12 protein-coding genes are annotated in these 19,145 nt (G+C 42.6%); 3 read left to right on the forward strand and 9 right to left on the reverse strand.

The genetic code is table 11. The features are described from left to right. The first annotated feature begins 410 nt into the window (after positions 1-410). Positions 411-2,981: a family 78 glycoside hydrolase catalytic domain gene (locus N5O98_RS05040; RefSeq protein ID WP_009040663.1), complete on the forward strand. Its 2,571-nt coding sequence runs from the start codon at positions 411-413 to the stop codon at positions 2,979-2,981. A gap of 114 nt (positions 2,982-3,095) precedes the next feature. On the opposite strand, the gene N5O98_RS05045 is transcribed toward N5O98_RS05040, so the two are convergent. Next, complete coding sequence (locus N5O98_RS05045) at positions 3,096-4,013, reverse strand: HEPN domain-containing protein (protein ID WP_118160989.1); 918 nt, start codon at positions 4,011-4,013, stop codon at positions 3,096-3,098. A 16-nt stretch (positions 4,014-4,029) separates the two neighbouring features. Further along, positions 4,030-5,781 carry an AAA family ATPase gene (locus N5O98_RS05050; protein WP_009040286.1) on the reverse strand — a complete coding sequence of 584 codons (1,752 nt, stop codon included), beginning with the start codon at positions 5,779-5,781 and terminating at the stop codon, positions 4,030-4,032. Between the two features lie 130 nt (positions 5,782-5,911). Between N5O98_RS05050 and N5O98_RS05055 the strand changes: the two genes are divergently transcribed. Further along, complete coding sequence (locus N5O98_RS05055) at positions 5,912-6,787, forward strand: DMT family transporter (protein WP_007757676.1); 876 nt, start codon at positions 5,912-5,914, stop codon at positions 6,785-6,787. A gap of 73 nt (positions 6,788-6,860) precedes the next feature. Here N5O98_RS05055 and N5O98_RS05060 read toward each other — a convergent pair whose 3' ends face one another. From N5O98_RS05060 to N5O98_RS05070, 3 genes are read right to left on the reverse strand one after another with little or no spacing between them, the layout of a single operon-like run. After that, positions 6,861-7,997, reverse strand: a complete 1,137-nt coding sequence (locus N5O98_RS05060) for an alkaline phosphatase (RefSeq protein WP_022199739.1) — start codon at positions 7,995-7,997, stop codon at positions 6,861-6,863. 12 nt (positions 7,998-8,009) lie between these two features. Continuing rightward, positions 8,010-9,113, reverse strand: coding sequence for a metallophosphoesterase family protein (locus N5O98_RS05065; RefSeq protein ID WP_022199740.1), 1,104 nt, complete (start codon positions 9,111-9,113; stop codon positions 8,010-8,012). A gap of 6 nt (positions 9,114-9,119) precedes the next feature. Further along, complete coding sequence (locus N5O98_RS05070; RefSeq protein WP_022199741.1) at positions 9,120-11,378, reverse strand: GH92 family glycosyl hydrolase; 2,259 nt, start codon at positions 11,376-11,378, stop codon at positions 9,120-9,122. Between the two features lie 773 nt (positions 11,379-12,151). Between N5O98_RS05070 and mutS the strand changes: the two genes are divergently transcribed. After that, positions 12,152-14,740, forward strand: a complete 2,589-nt coding sequence (gene mutS, locus N5O98_RS05075) for a DNA mismatch repair protein MutS (RefSeq protein WP_032846723.1) — start codon at positions 12,152-12,154, stop codon at positions 14,738-14,740. Between the two features lie 130 nt (positions 14,741-14,870). Here the strand turns inward: mutS and lgt are convergent, their stop codons facing one another. The 4 genes from lgt to araJ all read right to left on the reverse strand — a co-directional run bounded on the left by lgt (position 14,871) and on the right by araJ (position 19,002). Beyond that, a complete protein-coding gene (lgt, locus tag N5O98_RS05080; RefSeq protein ID WP_004317337.1) occupies positions 14,871-15,707 on the reverse strand; it encodes a prolipoprotein diacylglyceryl transferase in 837 nt (278 codons plus the stop codon). 17 nt (positions 15,708-15,724) lie between these two features. Beyond that, a complete protein-coding gene (locus N5O98_RS05085) occupies positions 15,725-16,642 on the reverse strand; it encodes a ketopantoate reductase family protein (protein WP_004317339.1) in 918 nt (305 codons plus the stop codon). A gap of 47 nt (positions 16,643-16,689) precedes the next feature. Continuing rightward, positions 16,690-17,793 carry a redox-regulated ATPase YchF gene (gene ychF / locus N5O98_RS05090; protein ID WP_004298673.1) on the reverse strand — a complete coding sequence of 368 codons (1,104 nt, stop codon included), beginning with the start codon at positions 17,791-17,793 and terminating at the stop codon, positions 16,690-16,692. A gap of 66 nt (positions 17,794-17,859) precedes the next feature. After that, positions 17,860-19,002 carry an MFS transporter AraJ gene (gene araJ / locus N5O98_RS05095; RefSeq protein WP_008646862.1) on the reverse strand — a complete coding sequence of 381 codons (1,143 nt, stop codon included), beginning with the start codon at positions 19,000-19,002 and terminating at the stop codon, positions 17,860-17,862. Between the last annotated feature and the right edge of the window lie 143 nt (positions 19,003-19,145).

The raw sequence follows: 19,145 nt of genomic DNA on the forward strand, positions 1-19,145 counted from the left end.
TATAATAAACCTCTTTGTTATTTATTAAAAACTTGAATAGAGTTTATTCGATTTCGAGGCTTTCGTGTAAAGAAGAAAGAATGATTGCAATGAATAACCGGCATCTTCTTTTCTTCTTTAATAAATAATTTCTACAATATACTGAATGAGTGTATTGATTATATTATTTTACAATATGTCATTGTTTTGCCCGATAATCGATCATTCAACGTAAAAAGCTCCTGCTGTCTGTTCAATCAGTTCGGACTTATGAGTCAGTTCTCCGGATTGAATAGAAACCATCATTGAGTCAAAAAAAATGCAGAAATCGTCTGTCATATCATATAATTCTGTAATTTTGTTGTGCAAGCCCTGTAAAACTAAAACAGCATTTCCAAGTTAATCTTTTAATACTAAAAATACATATAAGTATGAAAATGAATCTTCATTGTTTTGCGAATCTTATCCCGATAATGATTCTCGCGCTTTTCTCGAATAGCGGACTGATAAACGCAACCGAAGTCGGAAAACGTACTGACGCATTGGAAGCATCAGCCTGGAACGAATCCAAATGGATTTCCGCAGTAGACGCTCCTGTAGTGAAAGGACATAACGACGATCGCGCAGCCGATGGCGCGAGTTGGTTCGTGTCCACCGTGAAAAATGAACAGAAAATTGTCTCCGCCAAGTGGATGACCGCTGGACTGGGAGTTTACGAGTTGTATGTGAATGGGAAACCCGTAGGCGAGGAATTTCTGAAACCGGGCTTCACACACTATGCCAAGACCAAACGTTCTTTCACTTATGATATTACAGACATCATCCGTACCAAGCTAAACGCCGAGAACATGCTTTCCGTACAGGTAACGCCGGGATGGTGGGGTGACAAAATCATAACTCCCGGAGGATATGACGGCATGATAGGCAAGAAATGTGCCTTCCGTGGTGTACTGGAACTAACTTTTTCTGACGGAAGTAAGAAGCGTTACGGTACCGACCTCGAAAACTGGAAAGCCGGAATTGCCGGTCCGGTGAAACATGCCGGTATCTTTGACGGAGAAGAGTACGATGCACGCGAACCGATGGGCTTCGAATGTGTGGATAAACTCTCCATACCCGAAGAGAACACCGAATTTTCTGGCGACATTCTGCCTTCGGACGGAGCGGAAGTCTATCTGCGTACAGATCTTGCTCTTGCTCCTATCAGAGCATATATTTGGAAGAATATAGAAGGAGCGAAAGAGAACGAGTTCGGTAAGGTGATTATCGCCCGTGAGTTCGCATCGGGCAAGGAGATAACCGTAAGTCCGGGAGAGACGTTAGTGGTGGATTTCGGGCAAAATTGCGCCGGCATACCCTCTTTCGTATTCAAAGCTGCCGAGGGAACGGTGCTGACCTGCCTTCCTGCAGAGCTGCTCAATGACGGCAACGGCGCCAAGATTCGTGGGATGGACGGTCCGGAAGGAAGCTGCCATCGCGAAAACCTGCGCATCCCCCACACCGGTATCCGTCTGGATTACACCTTTGCTGGCGGAGATAACTATGTGGCCTATTATCCTCACTGCACCTTCTTCGGTTACCGCTATGTCTCCATAACTGCCACCGGGAATGTTGCCATCAAGTCGTTGAAGTCCATCCCCGTTACTTCCATCGCAAAGGAACTGGAGACCGGCACTATCACCACAGGCAACGACCTTGTGAACAAGCTCATCTCCAACACTTATTGGGGACAGCTATCCAACTACCTGTCTATACCCACCGACTGTCCGCAGCGTGACGAGCGTCTGGGCTGGACAGCAGACACACAAGTGTTTGCAGAAACCGGTACGTTCTTTGCTAACACCATGAAGTTTTTCCATAAGTGGATGCGTGACATGCGCGACACTCAAAACAGTTTGGGTGGATTCCCCGGAGTGGCTCCCTTGGCACAATACGGTGATGAGAAAATGCGTTTGGGTTGGGCCGATGCCGGAATCATTGTGCCCTGGACGGTATGGAAGCAATTCGGTGACACGCAAATTATTGAAGAGAGCTGGAACGCCATGGACCTGTTTATGAACCACATCAACGACACCAAGTATAATCACGAGACTCTCTGCGGTGAGAACGGCAACTACCAATGGGCCGACTGGTTGAGCTACGAACCACTGGAAAGTTGTAGCGGACTCGCTTTCTCTCCCCAAGGCCCGCTTCCTGATGCCGTCAGCTATTGGAACTATTTGAGCGCTTCTTACTGGGTGATAGATGCTTTCATGATGCGGGATATGGCTGCCGCCACTGGTCGCGATGCCGCCAAGTACCAGCAAATGGCCGATTCGGCAAAGGCATACATCAAAGAGAACTTCCTCAACGAGGACGGCACCTTCAAAACCGCCATCCTCAACACCATGCAAACTCCTGCCTTATTTGCCCTAAAGAACCAGCTTGTGGAAGGCGAAGCCAAAGCGAAGATGATAGACCGCCTGCGTGAAAACTTCGCACAGCACGATCTTTGCTTGCAGACCGGATTCTTGGGCACATCCATTCTCATGGCCACCCTCACGGAGAATGGCATGGAAGACATTGCCTATGAACTCCTCTTTCAACGTAAGAACCCAAGCTGGCTGTATTCTGTGGACAATGGAGCCACCACCATCTGGGAACGGTGGAACAGCTATATGATAGACAAAGGAATGGGACCGCGCGGCATGAACAGCTTCAATCATTATGCCTATGGATGCGTATGTGAATGGATTTGGGAAACCGTTGCCGGCATCGCAGCCGATCCTGCCACCCCCGGCTTCAAACATATCATTATGAAGCCCATTCCAGACAAGCGGTTAGGACACGTGACTGCCGAATACCGTTCCGCCGCCGGACTCATCAAGAGTGCCTGGAAATACGAAGGAGATACCTGGATTTGGGAATTCACCATTCCTAAGGGTGTTACCGCTACCGTAACCCTTCCCGGAGAGATGAAGTCAAAGGAGTATGGAAGTGGAACTTACAAGGTGACCAAATAGTTCTTCATGTAAGAATTTGATAGTAAGGAGATGTATCGAAACTCTCTTTTAACGTGATTACCCTCATTACAGCTATTTGTGATGAGGGTAATTCTTCATTTTTACAATATATGGTTATATCTTGTCTTTCTCTTCTTTTTCTATCATCTCGTCGTAATATGTTATGCGTGCAGCACATTCTCGGATAGTCACTTCGCGCAGTACCTCTGTTCGTGCCAGCATATACTCGTATTCCTCTTTGTTGACGGTGAACAGCCGGTTGTATCGCGCTTCGATATATGCCCTGCATAATTTATCAAATGCTTTATTATCTTCGAAAGTATTGGTAGGAAACACATTAGCAAATCCTCGTGAACAGCTTCTGACCATCGCTCCCAGTACTTTTAATTCATGAGATTTAGGGCGAATTCCGTTATACACAAGCGTAAATGATTTGTAGAAGCGCTCGCAGGCTTGATGTAATAAGAAAGAACCTAATTTATAGTCTCCATCTTCATAGGCTAGTTCGCCATGTCTTAAGAATCCTTCTGCTAAAGGAAAACATTCTTCATATTCTTCCTCTGCATATTGCTTAATCTCCCGATACGGCAACTTTTCAGGTTTGCCAATATGAAACGTACCATTGTCATACAACAGAATTCCGTCTTTTATAATTTCATAAAAGAAATAATGCTTCCTTCTTATAGCTCTATTAATGGTCACTGGAGTTTCTACAATAATATTAGGCGGTGCCGGATGCCGCTTTCCTTCCATTCTTGTATCATATTTAGGAACGATCACCTCGCGCGCATGCCTCTCTGCTTTATTTGCGTCTCTCGTATCACATATCACCAGAATATCCAAATCACTTTGGTAGTAAGTAGTTACTCCACGTTCGTCGTATATTTCATCCCAGATAACATATTTTCCCCGTGCATAACTTCCATACAAGATAATCATACGCACATTCGTAAGATTCGACAATATCAGCTCTTGCAACACCGCCAACTCTTCTTGCGTGCGTTTGGGCAAACGTTTTATTGATCTTTTCATATTGTTAGCCTATCTGTTAAACCTCTTCACATATCGGCATATCCATTCCTTTGTATACCACCACAATCTTATGAAGTTGTGTAGTGCCGACTGCTCTCTTTACCGTATCAGTGTCAGCATAATGATTCGCTTGGGCAATAGCTTCCTGTCGCAGTTCTTCCACGCGGCTTTCGGGATCTTTATACTTGGCATACTTCAGTTCCACAATGTAGCTGTGCTTCATGTCGGAATAGATATCCAGTAGCGGACAGAGGAAAATATCGACATAACCTGCCTGTGTGTCCTGTTCGGAAATGGGACGGTAGAAACGGTTTTGTGCCGTCATGGCAAGCGTAAAGCCGTGGACAAAAAATTCACCTTTCTGCTTGTCACGCTGGGAAGTGTAGTGTTTCAGGCAGTCAGCAATATAACCGAAATAGGCTTTCCAATCGCCATCGTAGGCAAGAGCGCTGGCAAGTTCGTTCTTTTCGTAACTACTGAAATTGAGTTCGGCTTCGTTATAGGTACTTAGCAGATAAGTGTAAATTTGTTCGCGGACTACCTGATTAGGAATGGTGAGTTTGGTCTTTCCTTTATACGTGCCGCTAATGGTGAGCATACCGAAATAGTAGAGCAGGCTCACAAAGTTGTCGGGATTGGTGATATTGATGGCAGGAAAACCTTTTTTCAGTTCTCCGGTGACGTAGCCTTCGCTCACCAATGTCTGTATGATGGAGGCATCATGGGCAAACTCTTTGTCCTTCCGGATGAGCATACGTAATTTTTCGTAGTCGATACGGATATTGTCTTCTACCATATCCCGGGGGGCTTTGCCTCGTTGAATATAATTCTTGACGAAGTAGAGTACCATATTAGAGTTGTACATAGTGGTTTCACCATAACATTCTTCCGCAAAGCAGTAGTTGTCATACCAAGGTTTCATTATTTCTATCAGTTCGTCCACACTGTGGTTGAATGGACTGGTGGTGGAATAGTAAGTGAGCATTTGGCGCACTTCTTCTTCCGTGAAACCTATCATCTCGTTGAATTCCGGTGTGAGCGAGTAGTTGGTTCCGATATTGAAACCACTTGTGAGGTCGTCCATTGTCACGGGGCTTACGCCGGTGATGAAACAACGCTCGATGCTGGAATAGGTTCCGGCTTTGATTTTATTGAAAAAGGCGCGCAGATAACCTTCGCCATGTGTTTCGTCCGTATAGCGATGCAGGCTTTCTATATCCGAGAGGATGGCATTGGTGAAATGGTCGTATTCGTCGATAAAGAGGTAAATACGTTGGTTGGTCTTATTACATTCTGTGAACAGGTATTCAAATTGTTCGACAGCTCCTTCTTTTTTGTCGAGTTCTTCCTTGATGCCTTTGGGGAGATAGTCAGCGTAAATGTCACAGAAATAGTCGAACATTGTTTGGCAATGCGCGTCCAGTCCCTTGCGGTAGTTGTGTAGTTCGCCTACTATTCCGGAGAAGTTGAGGTATAGTACCAGATAGCTGTTCCGGTCGCGCGTAGGGTGCTTTCCGATGTAAAGGTCGCCAAACAGCGCTTCGAACTTATCCTTGGCAAGTATATCATAATAGTGCTGCAACATATTTACAGTGAGGCTTTTGCCGAAACGGCGCGGACGAATAAAGAAGAAAAACTTGTCCGCTTCTTCTATCATGGGTATAAACCGGGTTTTGTCCACATAATAACAGTCGTCGCGGCGGATTACTGCAAAGTTCATCATGCCGTATGGGATACGTTTTCTGTCCGGTGCTATATATTTTTCCATAACTTATACCTTATTTTAGGAGCTTTCTTTGAACATAAACAAAGGTACGGGCTTTTTGTTACTTCTCCAAACAAACATTCCATAACTTCTCGCTATCTTTGCACTCTATTAAACAAACATCACCACCATTATGGAATTGAAGCATGGATATTACCATCTGATTGCGATACTTGTAGTTGCTATCTGGGGATTGACTTTCATATCAACCAAAGTATTAATTAATCACGGACTGACCCCACAGGAGATATTCTTTTATCGTTTTCTCATTGCTTATCTGGGTATTTGGGTGATTTCTCCCAAACGTCTGTTTGCGGGTAATTGGAAAGACGAACTTTGGTTGATGGCAGGAGGTTTCTTCGGTGGTTCACTCTATTTCTTTACAGAGAATACAGCTTTGGGAATTACGCAAGCATCCAATGTCGCTTTCATCATTTGCACAGCTCCCCTGCTTACTACCATTCTTTCCCTTCTCTTTTATAAGAGTGAAAAAGCCACCAAAGGTTTGATTTATGGTTCCATATTAGCTTTAATCGGGGTGGGACTGGTGGTCTTTAACGGTAGTTTTGTACTTAAATTATCTCCGGTAGGGGATCTGCTCACTTTACTTGCCGCCCTGTCGTGGGCATTTTATAGTTTGGTGATAAAGAAAATGACAGGGCGGTACCCCACTGTATTTATCACCCGCAAAATATTCTTTTATGGAGTATTGACTATACTTCCCGCCTTTCTTCTTCATCCGTTACAACCTGATTTCGATGTACTTTTAAAACCGGTTGTATTATCCAATCTCTTATTTTTGGCCGTCCTGGCATCCTTGGTTTGTTATGTCCTCTGGAATGTGGTATTGAAACAGTTGGGAACCGTTAGAGCCTCCAATTATATCTATCTCAATCCGTTGGTAACAATGGTGGCATCCGTAATCATTCTTCACGAACAAATCACATGGATTACATTATTGGGAGCAGGTTGCATTATTTTTGGAGTCTATCAGGCAGAGAAAAAATAAGAAAGAATTTCTTATTTTCATATAGAAGAAATTCTTTCTTATTTCAGTTTGAATGACAGATCTGTTTTATATCTTATTTAGCGAGTAATTGGAGAATTTTATTACTAACATCGCTGTTTTCCTGAACACCACCAAAAAGCTTGGATTGTGGACCGTATGCAAACAGTGGAACCATGATTGGTGTATGTCCTTTAGATACAAACATTGCTTTCATTTTGCCTTCTTTTATGTTTCCGTCACGTAAAGCTAATGCTCCGGTTTCATGATCAGCTGAAATAATCACTAATGTATTTCCATCTTTTTCTGCAAATCTGATAGCAGCTTCTACCGCCTTGTCAAAGTCCAATACTTCACGGACAACTGCCGAATAATCATTACTGTGCGCACTTTTATCTATTCGGGCACCTTCTACCATTAAGAAGAAACCGTTAGTACTCCTGCTCGAAAGATAGTCAATAGCCATTTGGGTGGTAGACGGAAGGAAATCTCCCCGGTTTTCGTTTACAGAAGCTGTTTTGCTCTTTGTGGGTAAGTATCCCAGTTTTTTAGATTTCTTGATAGCTTTGTCATTCGGTTCCTCTATGATGGTAAACTCTTTTTTGATTTCCTTTTGAACGTTTGGTGCTTGTTTTTCAAATAGTTCATAACTACCGGCAGAAAAGAATGTCAGCTTACTGTTAGGAAGATCCGCCCAAATTTCTTTAGACATTCCACGCTCCGGTTGGTGAGCAAAAAAAGCAGCAGGAGTAGCTCCGTCGAGATTGTCAGTGGTAACAATTCCTGAAATGTAGCCATAGCCGGATAACTTCTCCGGTAAGTTTGGAATAACTTGGTTATTTTCATCCATTCCGAGTGCTCCGTTTTTAGTTTTTTTTCCGGTTGAGTAAGCGGTTCCGGAAGCAGCTGAATCTGTTGTAAACTTGTTGGCGGATTGCGTTCTGACGAAACCGCATGTTTTTAAATTAGTGATAGTAAGCTGTCCTTGATTGGCATACATTCCTGAACAGATATGTGCCAGTCCCATGCCGTCACCTATCATTAAGATGACATTCTTCACCGGTTTGTCGGTAGCATCCATGTCAAATGAAGGAACATACGAACTTTGTGGATTTTCGTTCTTAAAATCTCCTTTGACGATTTCTTGTGCTGATAGATTATAGCAAAAGAATAAGGAGAGAATAAATAAGTGAGTTTTAAATTTTACATTCATGGCTAATATGTTTTAATTAGAAGTAAGTAATTCGGATATGTTGACTGTATCGTATGGCTTTTCTCCAAATGCGGCATAATATTTTAATTGTATCTGGTTGTTTTCTTTGTCAATAGAAAGGATGCCGTAGCCCGGTAAATCCATTTGTTTGAAAAAACGGATATGGGGAGTTTCTTTATCAATCCATTCCATACGCTGTTGTAGAGTAGAAGGTTGCCATTGTGGGTGTGCCGTTACTAATTTAGGACTATAGTCTGTAACTACCTTTTTCGGAATCAGCATATTTTTATCTTTGATGACACTGTTGACGAGAATCTGAACGATAGGTCCCCAAGGAGTGTCCCGACAGATAACGGAGTATAGATGCAGATGTGCACAGAGTACGATTGCTTGTTGACTGGCGATGATTTGCAGTAATTGTTCCCTCTTGGTATTATCTTGTCGGAATACATGCCAGCATCTTTCGTTTACCGGAATCACAGGCTCGTGTAACATGACAAACTTGTAAGTAGCCTTCGAACCGGCTAGTGACTTTTCTAATTGTTGTAGCCCTTCCGGATTCCGATCCCATGGATCATAACACACAAATAATACATCATCAAGAGTAGTAGTGTAATTGGCTGACTGTAAGGATGGATGTCCTGCCAACCTTGCCATATTGGGTAAGTATACTTTTTCAAAAGCTTCTTTAGCCCCTGGCCCTGTGATATCATGATTACCTTTAGTCATAATGAAAGGTACTTTCAGATTCATTTTGTTGACAGCTTTAAAAGCACTGTTAGCCATCTGTATTGCTTTTTGTGGAGAACCGGCCAATCCTTCTGATAAGTCCCCCATTTGCAGAACGGCTTTTATTGACGGCTGGTGTTTTTGAACTTGCCCGCTGATTATCCGGGAGAATTCCGGCCATGTATTTTTCGTGAATACTGAATATTCTTTGGTAACTTGGCGCAGATCATCCGGTTTGGTGGATAACCATTCCATATCGTGATCTTCCAATAAATCATAGTGTATATCTCCCAACAAGAGAAATGAAACTTCTTTTTCATTTTGCTCTTGGGAGTATGATTGCAGAGAAGTCAAAAGCGATAAAAGGACAAATAATATTTTATTCATATTCTGTTACTTATTTATTTCAAAAGAAGGGGGGACACTGTCTGCCGCCCAATTCTTATTGGGAGTGTTTCCCATTGTAAATTCCAGTTTGCCGCCATTCATCAGTTCTTTATGTTCGAACCAGGATTGGGTCCAATCTTTGCCATTTAATTTGGCTGATTGGATATATTTATTTGTCGGCGAATAGTTGTGCGCAATGACCTCGAATGATTTTCCGGCTCCTGTTTCAATAACTGCTCTTTCGAACATAGGAGTTCCGATGACATAAATAGGCAAACCAGGAGTAATAGGATAGAAACCTAGCATAGAGAAGACTACAAATGCTGACATTCCTCCGCCATCTTCGTCGCCCGGGAGTCCCATCAGGTCATTTCTAAACCATTCATCGAGCAATGTCCTTACTCTTTTTTGAGTTCTCCAGGGCTCTCCTATATAGTTGTACAGATAAGGAATGTGCATACTGGGTTCGTTAGCCATTGAAAATTGACCTACATTACCCGTATGATCCGGTAATTGTGCATAAAATACATATTTGGCTTCGCCCAATGGGGTGTTATACATCGTTTCAAGATTATTTCTGAATGCTTCTTTCCCTCCCATCAGTTCAATTAAATCAGCAATATTATGGGGAACATCCCATCGGTATATCCAACCGTTATTCTCGCCGTATGCTTCACGAGCACCTAATCCACCGGCAGTGGCATAATCAAAGGGTTCTATGAATTCGCCTTTTGCATTTTTGGGATGGAAGAATTTTGTTTCAGGATTGAAAATATTCCGATAGTTTTTACTCCCTTGTAGAAAGTAGTTATAGTCTTTCTCATACCCAAGTTGTTTGGCTATTTGTGCCAGACACCATTCATCGTAAGACGTACCTAGAGTGACGGCTACTGGTTGGCGTTTTTCAAATGGGTGTACTTCGTCAGCTGTTTCTTGTTCTCCCGGTGCCAATGCCGGTAAATATCCGTTTTCCCAATAGAATTTTGTGATTTCACCTCCCTTTATGCCTGACCACGGGGCTAACGTTTTTTCTGTAATACCAAGTTTGCAGGCTTCGTAAGCAGCTGATAAATCAAAGTTACGGATTCCTTTTATATATGAATCAATAACAGTGGCTACACCGTGATTGGAATTCATTCTACGGCTGTCTCCCGTAACTTCAGGAAATGTAGGCATCCAGTTATGTTCCATTTGCTGTGCCATTCTGATAAAAGACTGAATCATGTCAGCTTCCATTTGTGGTTCGATGATAACACGTAAGGGGTGGACTGCTCTATACGTGTCCCAAATCCAATCGTCGGTATAAAATGGGACAGAATCTTTGTGGATACTATTGTCGAAAGCACTGTAATAGCGGTTGTCTTCCGAAAGGCAAATCATCCGTTCGTAAGTCCGGTAGAGGGAAGTATAGAATATTGCTTTTGCATTTTCGTCTATTCCTTCCACTTTGATTTTATTTAATGTTTGATTCCAGATGTTTTTGGCAATGTTCATCTGGTTTTCCACATCATAATCTTTTATTTCCCGCTGTAGGTTGGCTTTTGCTTGCTTTTCATCAATGAAGGAAATACCGTAGCGAACTTTGATTGTTTTTATATCTGTTGAATATAAGAGAGCGATACCCACGTTCTTGCCTTTTATGGCAGTGTGGCTGTGATTTATTTCTTCTTTGCTGACAGTCATCGTTTTTTCCGGCAGTGCGGAAGTCTCCATATAAACATATACTTTGGTTTGATGATCTATGTTCTGATAACCGGAAATGGTATTCTCCGTAGTTTTAAGCTCACCATTGGTGGTACTAAGTATTAAATATGGAGCATTGTTTTTCCGGAAACTTAGTTCATAGATTCCTGCCTGGTGGGAAGGAGCGAATTTAGTGGAAACCTCTTCTTCTTCAAAATAGGAAGAATAGGAATAGGGTTTTATCACTTCATTATCATAACAATAGTAATATACCGGTTGTAATCCGCTCTCTGCTCCCTGATAGAAAGACAGGCTGAATGCAGACTTTCCCCGATGCGAGGTGACAATGACCGGTAAGCCTTTTATTTTATCAGAGGTGTAATCTGCTCTTTCCGGATAGATGCGGAGCATACTATTGGGAAGATGGACAGTTGGGTAAGTAGGAACTAACAAATGACTGATATTCCCCATATAGGGATTTACATAGTCAACCGGAGTTAACACTACCTCTTGCTTGTTGCTGCATCCATTGACGATTAAAATCATTAACAGTACTAACGGAATGAATTTTCTCTTGTACATAAACAGATTTTTTTATTTTTCGATGGTTTTAATTAGATTTGCTGTAAATATAGGATGATTTGATTAATGAAAACTTAATGTAACCTTAAAATCTATCTTCTACAAATATTTTTTTTTGTAAAGTTTCGCCATTAAGAGAATATTAATCACCATAAAATATCTTTGGTTCATCTTTAATGCATTAATCAATACTGTATTTTTTAATTTAATAATTAAGTATTATGAAAAACTAAATACAGTATTAAAACAGGTTATCTCTTACTGGCTATTGGAAGCTACTGTTTAGTTTAGTTCATTAGAGCACCGGAATGAATCTATTTTTAAAGGTGGGGCTGCTCTGAACCGAATCTCTAGGATTTCAGGTTGGCCAAAAGAATCTGATGATTGAAAAAGAGAGAGTTCTGCTGGTTTATATCAAATAGGGACGAAGCGTATAGGCATAAAAAAAGGAGCAACGCCTTGCTCCAACCTTTGTTAACCTTAAATCTAATACTATGAAAAACACATTGCAAAGATACGGACTCTTGGGAAATTAGCAAATTATCCAAGAAAAATAGCATGTTTTATAACACGTTTTAATAGTTTTCCCCTACTTATTAAGAAATAAACTCTCCTTTTTTCAAGGTATGCAACATTTATTTTGAAAATTGAATCGGAGCATACCGTTGATTCTCTGCCGAAAAACCGTTATCTTTGCAAGGATAATTCATTATATACTCAACAAAAAAGAAAAGGAGACACCCGTGAACGAAGAAGAGATTGTCCTCACCCCGATGATGAAACAGTTTCTGGATTTGAAGGCAAAACATCCGGATGCAGTGATGCTGTTTCGTTGCGGTGACTTTTATGAAACATATTCTACGGATGCCATCGTTGCAGCCGAAATTTTAGGGATCACACTAACAAAACGTGCCAATGGGAAAGGAAAAACTATCGAGATGGCAGGTTTTCCTCATCATGCCCTTGATACCTACCTTCCGAAACTGGTTCGTGCCGGAAAACGTGTCGCCATCTGTGACCAGCTGGAAGACCCGAAAATGACGAAGAAGCTGGTGAAGCGTGGCATTACCGAATTGGTTACTCCCGGTGTTTCTATCAATGATAATGTTCTGAACTATAAAGAAAATAACTTCCTGGCTGCCGTTCATTTCGGAAAGGCTTCCTGTGGAGTTGCTTTTCTCGATATTTCTACCGGTGAATTCCTTACTGCAGAAGGGCCTTTTGATTATATAGACAAGCTGTTGAATAACTTTGCCCCTAAGGAAATTCTTTTTGAACGTGGCAAACGCCTGATGTTTGAAGGTAATTTCGGTAACAAGTTCTTCACATTCGAGCTGGACGACTGGGTATTTACAGAAACGACTGCCCGTGAGAAACTGCTGAAACACTTTGAAACGAAGAATCTGAAAGGTTTCGGAGTGGAGCATTTGAAGAATGGCATCATTGCTTCCGGTGCTATTTTGCAGTATTTGACAATGACGCAGCATACGCAAATTGGTCACATCACTTCATTGGCGCGTATTGAAGAAGATAAATACGTCCGTCTGGATAAGTTTACGGTGCGTAGCCTTGAGTTGATTGGTAATATGAATGATGGCGGAAGTAGCCTGCTCAATGTGATCGACAGAACGATCAGCCCAATGGGAGCTCGTCTGTTGAAACGCTGGATGGTTTTTCCCTTAAAGGATGAGAAACCGATCAATGAACGCTTGAATGTAGTGGAATATTTCTTCCGCCAACCTGATTTTAAGGAACTGATTGAAGAACAGTTGCATTTAATAGGAGATTTGGAACGTATTATTTCCAAAGTGGCTGTAGGACGTGTGTCGCCCCGTGAAGTCGTTCAGTTGAAGGTAGCTTTACAAGCTATTGAGCCGATAAAACAGGCATGTATGGAAGCTGATAATGCGAGTTTGAATCGTATTGGCGAACAGCTGAATCTTTGTATTTCTATTCGTGACCGGATTGCCAAAGAGATTAAAAATGATCCTCCTTTACTGATAAATAAAGGTGGAGTGATTCAAGATGGTGTGAACGCAGACTTGGATGAATTGCGGCAAATCTCCTATTCAGGAAAAGATTATCTGCTAAAGATACAGCAGCGGGAGAGCGAGGAGACGGGTATTCCGAGTTTGAAAGTGGCTTATAATAACGTATTCGGTTATTATATCGAAGTCCGTAATGTCCATAAAGATAAAGTTCCTAAAGAGTGGATTCGTAAACAGACGCTGGTTAATGCGGAACGTTATATCACGCAGGAACTAAAGGAATATGAAGAAAAGATTTTGGGAGCGGAAGATAAGATTCTGATTCTGGAAACGCAGCTATATACGGACTTAGTACAGGCATTGATGGAGTTTATTCCACAGATACAGATTAATGCGAATCAGATTGCACGTCTGGACTGTCTGTTGTCATTTGCCAATGTGGCTCGTGAGAATCGTTATATCCGTCCGATTATTGAGGATAATGACGTATTGGATATTCGTCAGGGACGTCACCCGGTAATAGAAAAACAACTTCCGATAGGTGAGAAGTATATTGCCAATGATGTAATGCTGGACAGCGATACACAGCAGATTATTATTATTACAGGTCCGAACATGGCTGGTAAGTCGGCACTCTTGCGTCAGACGGCGTTGATTACGCTATTGGCTCAAATCGGCTCGTTTGTTCCTGCGGAAAGTGCGCATATCGGTTTAGTTGATAAGATATTTACCCGTGTAGGAGCGAGCGATAATATATCAGTCGGTGAATCTACATTTATGGTAGAGATGAATGAAGCGGCTGATATCCTGAATAATGTTTCTTCCCGGAGTCTGGTATTATTTGACGAATTGGGTCGTGGTACTTCTACTTATGATGGTATTTCCATTGCCTGGGCAATTGTAGAGTATATCCATGAACATCCGAAAGCAAAAGCACGTACATTATTTGCTACGCATTATCATGAATTGAATGAGATGGAGAAATCTTTCAAGCGCATCAAGAATTATAATGTATCGGTGAAAGAAGTTGATAATAAAGTAATCTTCCTTCGTAAACTGGAACGTGGCGGTAGTGAACACTCTTTCGGTATTCATGTGGCAAAGATGGCCGGTATGCCGAAAAGCATTGTGAAACGTGCAAATGAGATATTGAAACAGCTTGAATCTGATAATCGCCAACAGGGCATAGCAGGTAAACCGTTGGCAGAAGTGAGCGAGAATCGTGGAGGTATGCAGTTAAGCTTCTTCCAGTTGGACGATCCGATTCTCTGTCAGATTCGCGATGAGATATTGAATCTTGATGTGAATAATCTTACTCCTATTGAAGCGCTGAATAAACTGAATGATATAAAGAAGATAGTCAGGGGGAAATAAGCTGAAAATGTATATAATGTCTTAGGATATGTTTTCGATTGTTGTCCTGACATTAGGGAAATGGCATTTGTTTTATTGATAAAAAAGAGGGATTAGTGATGTTTGAACCGCTAATCCCTCTTTTTTTGATTTAGGCTATTTTATTTTTCTTCTTGTCATAGAAGAACATGAAATAGACGCCTATTATGATAAACGGAACGCTTAACCATTGTCCCATATTGAACATCATGCTGTTTTCAAAATCTTCCTGATTTTCTTTTAGGAATTCGATGAAAAAGCGGAAGGTGAAGATGTAAGTCAGGCAGAGCCCGAAGAAGAAGCCACGGTGCAGTTTCTTGCTGTAATTCTTATACAGGTAAATCATGATGAAGAACAGGATAAGATAAGCAATGGCTTCGTAGAGCTGTCCCGGATGACGGGGGAGCATATCTACACGTTCGAAAACGAATGCCCAGGGCACATCAGACGGTTTGCCGATGATTTCGGAGTTCATCAGGTTGGCAAGGCGGATGAAGCAGGCGGTGATTGGAGTAGCTACGGCAATCATATCCAGCACGTCCATATAATGGAGCTTCGTCTTGCGGCAATACAGCCAAAGGGCGATTATCAGTCCTAATGTACCGCCGTGGCTGGCAAGTCCTTCATATCCGGTAAATTTCCAGTTTCCGTCCGGCATGAACTTGATAGGAAGAATCATTTCCCAAAAATGAGACAGGTAGTATCCCGGGTCATAGAACAGGCAGTGTCCTAGGCGGGCACCGATTAGAATACCAAAGAAACAGTAAAAGAAAAGAGGGTCAAACTTCTTTTCCTCTATCTTTTTATCCCGGTACTGGTAGTGAACAACCACATAAGCAAAGAATATTCCTACTGCCCACAGTAATCCGTAATAACGGATAGAAATGCCGAACAGGTTGAATAGTTCGGGATTCGGGTTCCAGTTGATGGATAATAGCATGGTATTCATTCTATATTGGATTAATGTTAATGATTAGATTCTTTGAATTTCTCCGCAACCATCCGGTAGGTCGGTATATCTATTCCCTGTTCTTCGGCTGCTGCAATCATGTCGAAGAGCAATCCTTGTATTTCCGAGTCGTGTCCGCGTGCCAGGTCTTTTTGCATAGAAGCGGTACTTTCGGGATCGAGCTTGTCAATCACTTTCAGGTTGTAGCTGACTGGGTCTTCGGGAAATTCGACGCCCAGTTTCTTTCCTAAGGCAGCGCTTTCCGTAGAAAGTCCGATAAATGTATCCCGTATCTTTCCCGGTTTCTGCACTTCTCCCATCGGAACGTCGTAGTAAGCACCCGTCACAGCCATTGCGGAGATAAACGACCATTTGATAAACGTATCCCGGTTGATGTCCGGTGAGAGGTCTACCTTTATGCCTGCTTCCTGCAAGTCTTGTTGGATAGCTTCCAGTAATCCGGGTTTTACAACTGTGCCGCGATGAGCGCCGTATACCAACCGGAATATCTTTCCCATTTGGGTGATTTCTCCGGTGCCGGATACGAAGCCTACGATATAGATGCAGCCGTCGAGAACGGTGACTTCCGGAACTAGCTTCTGTATGCGCGGCCCTGTGCCATATACATTCAGAATAGGGATGACAACCGTGTCTTTGTGTGCTGCTCTTTTTATCAGTTCTACGATAGAATCGACCGAATAACCTTTTACGCATACAAATATCACATCTGCTTTTCCATTGAATTCTTCAGCGGTAGTAGCCGGAATCCGGAGCGTATGTTCGCCCTTCAAATCCGATTTCAGTTTCAAACCGTTCGTTTGAATCGACTGCAAATGAGCTCCACGGGCAATACAGGTTACATCTTTGCCTGCCAGCGACAAGAATCCTGCGATACTGCCGCCTACACCTCCCGTTCCTGCAATGAGATATTTCATATTGTTAGCGAATTAGTAATTAATAAGTCGTCGGTGGTAACCGATAATCACACGTTGAAACGGAAATGCATGATGTCGCCATCCTGCACCACATATTCTTTTCCTTCCACACCCAGTTTTCCGGCTTCTTTCACAGCTGCTTCCGAGCCGTATTTGATATAATCATCGTATTTGATAACTTCGGCACGGATAAAGCCTTTTTCAAAATCGGTGTGGATCACTCCGGCACATTGAGGAGCTTTCCATCCTTTTTCGTATGTCCAGGCACGTACTTCTTGTACACCGGCAGTGAAATATGTTTCGAGATTCAGGAGTTTATAAGCAGATTTGATAAGACGTGCTACGCCCGATTCTTCCAAGCCTACTTCGGCAAGGAACATTTGACGGTCTTCGTACGTTTCCAGTTCGGCGATGTCCGCTTCTGTTTTGGCTGCGACAATCAGGATTTGAGCATTCTCGTCTTTTACGGCTTCGCGTACCATATCTACGTATTTATTTCCGTTTACTGCGCTTGCTTCATCAACATTGCAAACATACATTACCGGTTTGCTGGTCAATAAGAACAGTTCGTGAGCTATCTTTTGTTCGTCTTTTGTTTCAAAAGTCACTGTACGTGCAGATTTTCCCTGTTCCAATGCGTCTTTATATTGAACGAGTACATCGTAAGCTAACTTTGCAGCTTTGTCTCCGCCCGTCTGTGCTTGTTTCTGTACTTTCTGGATACGGCTTTCGATGGTTTCCAGGTCTTTCAATTGAAGTTCGTAGTCAATGATTTCTTTGTCGCGGACGGGATTTACGCTTCCGTCTACGTGTGTCACATTGTCGTCATCGAAGCAACGGAGTACGTGGATAATTGCATCTGTCTCACGGATATTGGCAAGGAACTTGTTTCCCAGTCCTTCACCTTTGCTTGCGCCTTTCACCAGTCCGGCGATATCTACGATTTCTACAGTTGTAGGAACAATTCGTTGGGGGTGCACCAATTCAGCGAGTGCGTTCAGACGTTCGTCAGGAACAGTGATTACACCTACATTGGGTTCAATTGTACAGAAAGGGAAATTTGCCGCCTGTGCTTTCGCATTCGACAAACAGTTGAAAAGTGTCGACTTACCCACGTTCGGTAGTCCTACAATACCACATTGCAATGCCATTTATCTATTTCGTTTTTATTTAGTTATCGATAATCTGACTGCAAAGATAGGCATTTTGGCAGAGTTTTAATATTTTGCCTGATATTTCTTATAGAAAATCAGGAATAAAGTAAATCCAATTAGGGCGAATGGTACACCCGCCAGGGACGGATAACGGTATCCACCACTAACAGCCAGTCCGCCTGCATAAGCACCGATGGCATTTCCGAGATTGAATGCAACCTGCACGCAGGCTGCTCCCAGCATTTCTCCTCCTTTTGATACGCGGATAATTAATATCTGCTCCGGACTGGATACAGCGAACAGTCCTGCCGTACAAAGGCACATCAACAGGGCTGCTGCCCATTTATAGGGAGAAAGGAAGAAAATGAGCAATAACATAATACAGATAAGTGCTTGAGCGGCAGTCCCTATTTTTCCGGGGGTGTAGCGGTCGGAGAGACGTCCGCTAATCAGGTTTCCCACTACCATACCGAAGCCGGCAAGGATCATTAAAGGCGTAATGCTTTCTGCGGAGAAGCCGGACACATTGGTAAGCATCGGATTGATGTAGCTATACCAGCAGAATACACCGCCATTACCTAGTGCCGTAGCACCGAGAATCAGCCACGGAGCCGGAGTTCTAAGAAAGCGGAATTGTCCTTTAAAGCCGGTATCTTTTAAGCCTTCTACATGCGGAACCCATCGCCAGATGTAATATAGGATAACAATTCCCCAGATACCGACCAGCAGGAAAGTGGCACGCCAGGAAAGCATGGTACTTAGGGAAGTGCCCAAAGGTACACCAAACAGGTTGGCAATGGTCATTCCTGCAATCATGATGGAGACGGCTTCCGAACCTTTACCCTTGTCGGCTAGTTTCTCTGCAACAATAGAGCCTACTCCGAAGTATGCACCATGAGGCAAGCCGGAGATAAAACGGGCAGCGAGCAACACCCAGTAATTGGGAGCCATAGCCGCACAGATATTACCTATCATAATTAAGGTAACTAATACTAACAGAATATGTTTTAGCGGATATTTGCGAGCCAGTGTCAATACAGGTGCACCGACACAGACGCCTAATGCATAAGCAGAAATGAAATGCCCTGCGGTAGGAATACTAATACCTAAATCTTTTGCCACATCGGGCAAAATTCCCATCATTACAAATTCGGCAATACCTAATCCCAGTGTGCCGAACGCCAATGCAATAAGACTCTTCTTCATACAAAACTTTACCTTAATACCTGTTACCTTTTTACCTTACTATTATTTGCCGCTTATTTGTTTTGGCTGCAAAGGTAAAACAAAATCTTTCAGGGTGAGTTCGATGAGATGGATTTTGATTTAAATCAAATTAGACAATGTTG

This window comes from Bacteroides sp. LFL-34 (genome assembly GCF_027257075.1).
Lineage (GTDB): Bacteria > Bacteroidota > Bacteroidia > Bacteroidales > Bacteroidaceae > Bacteroides > Bacteroides ovatus.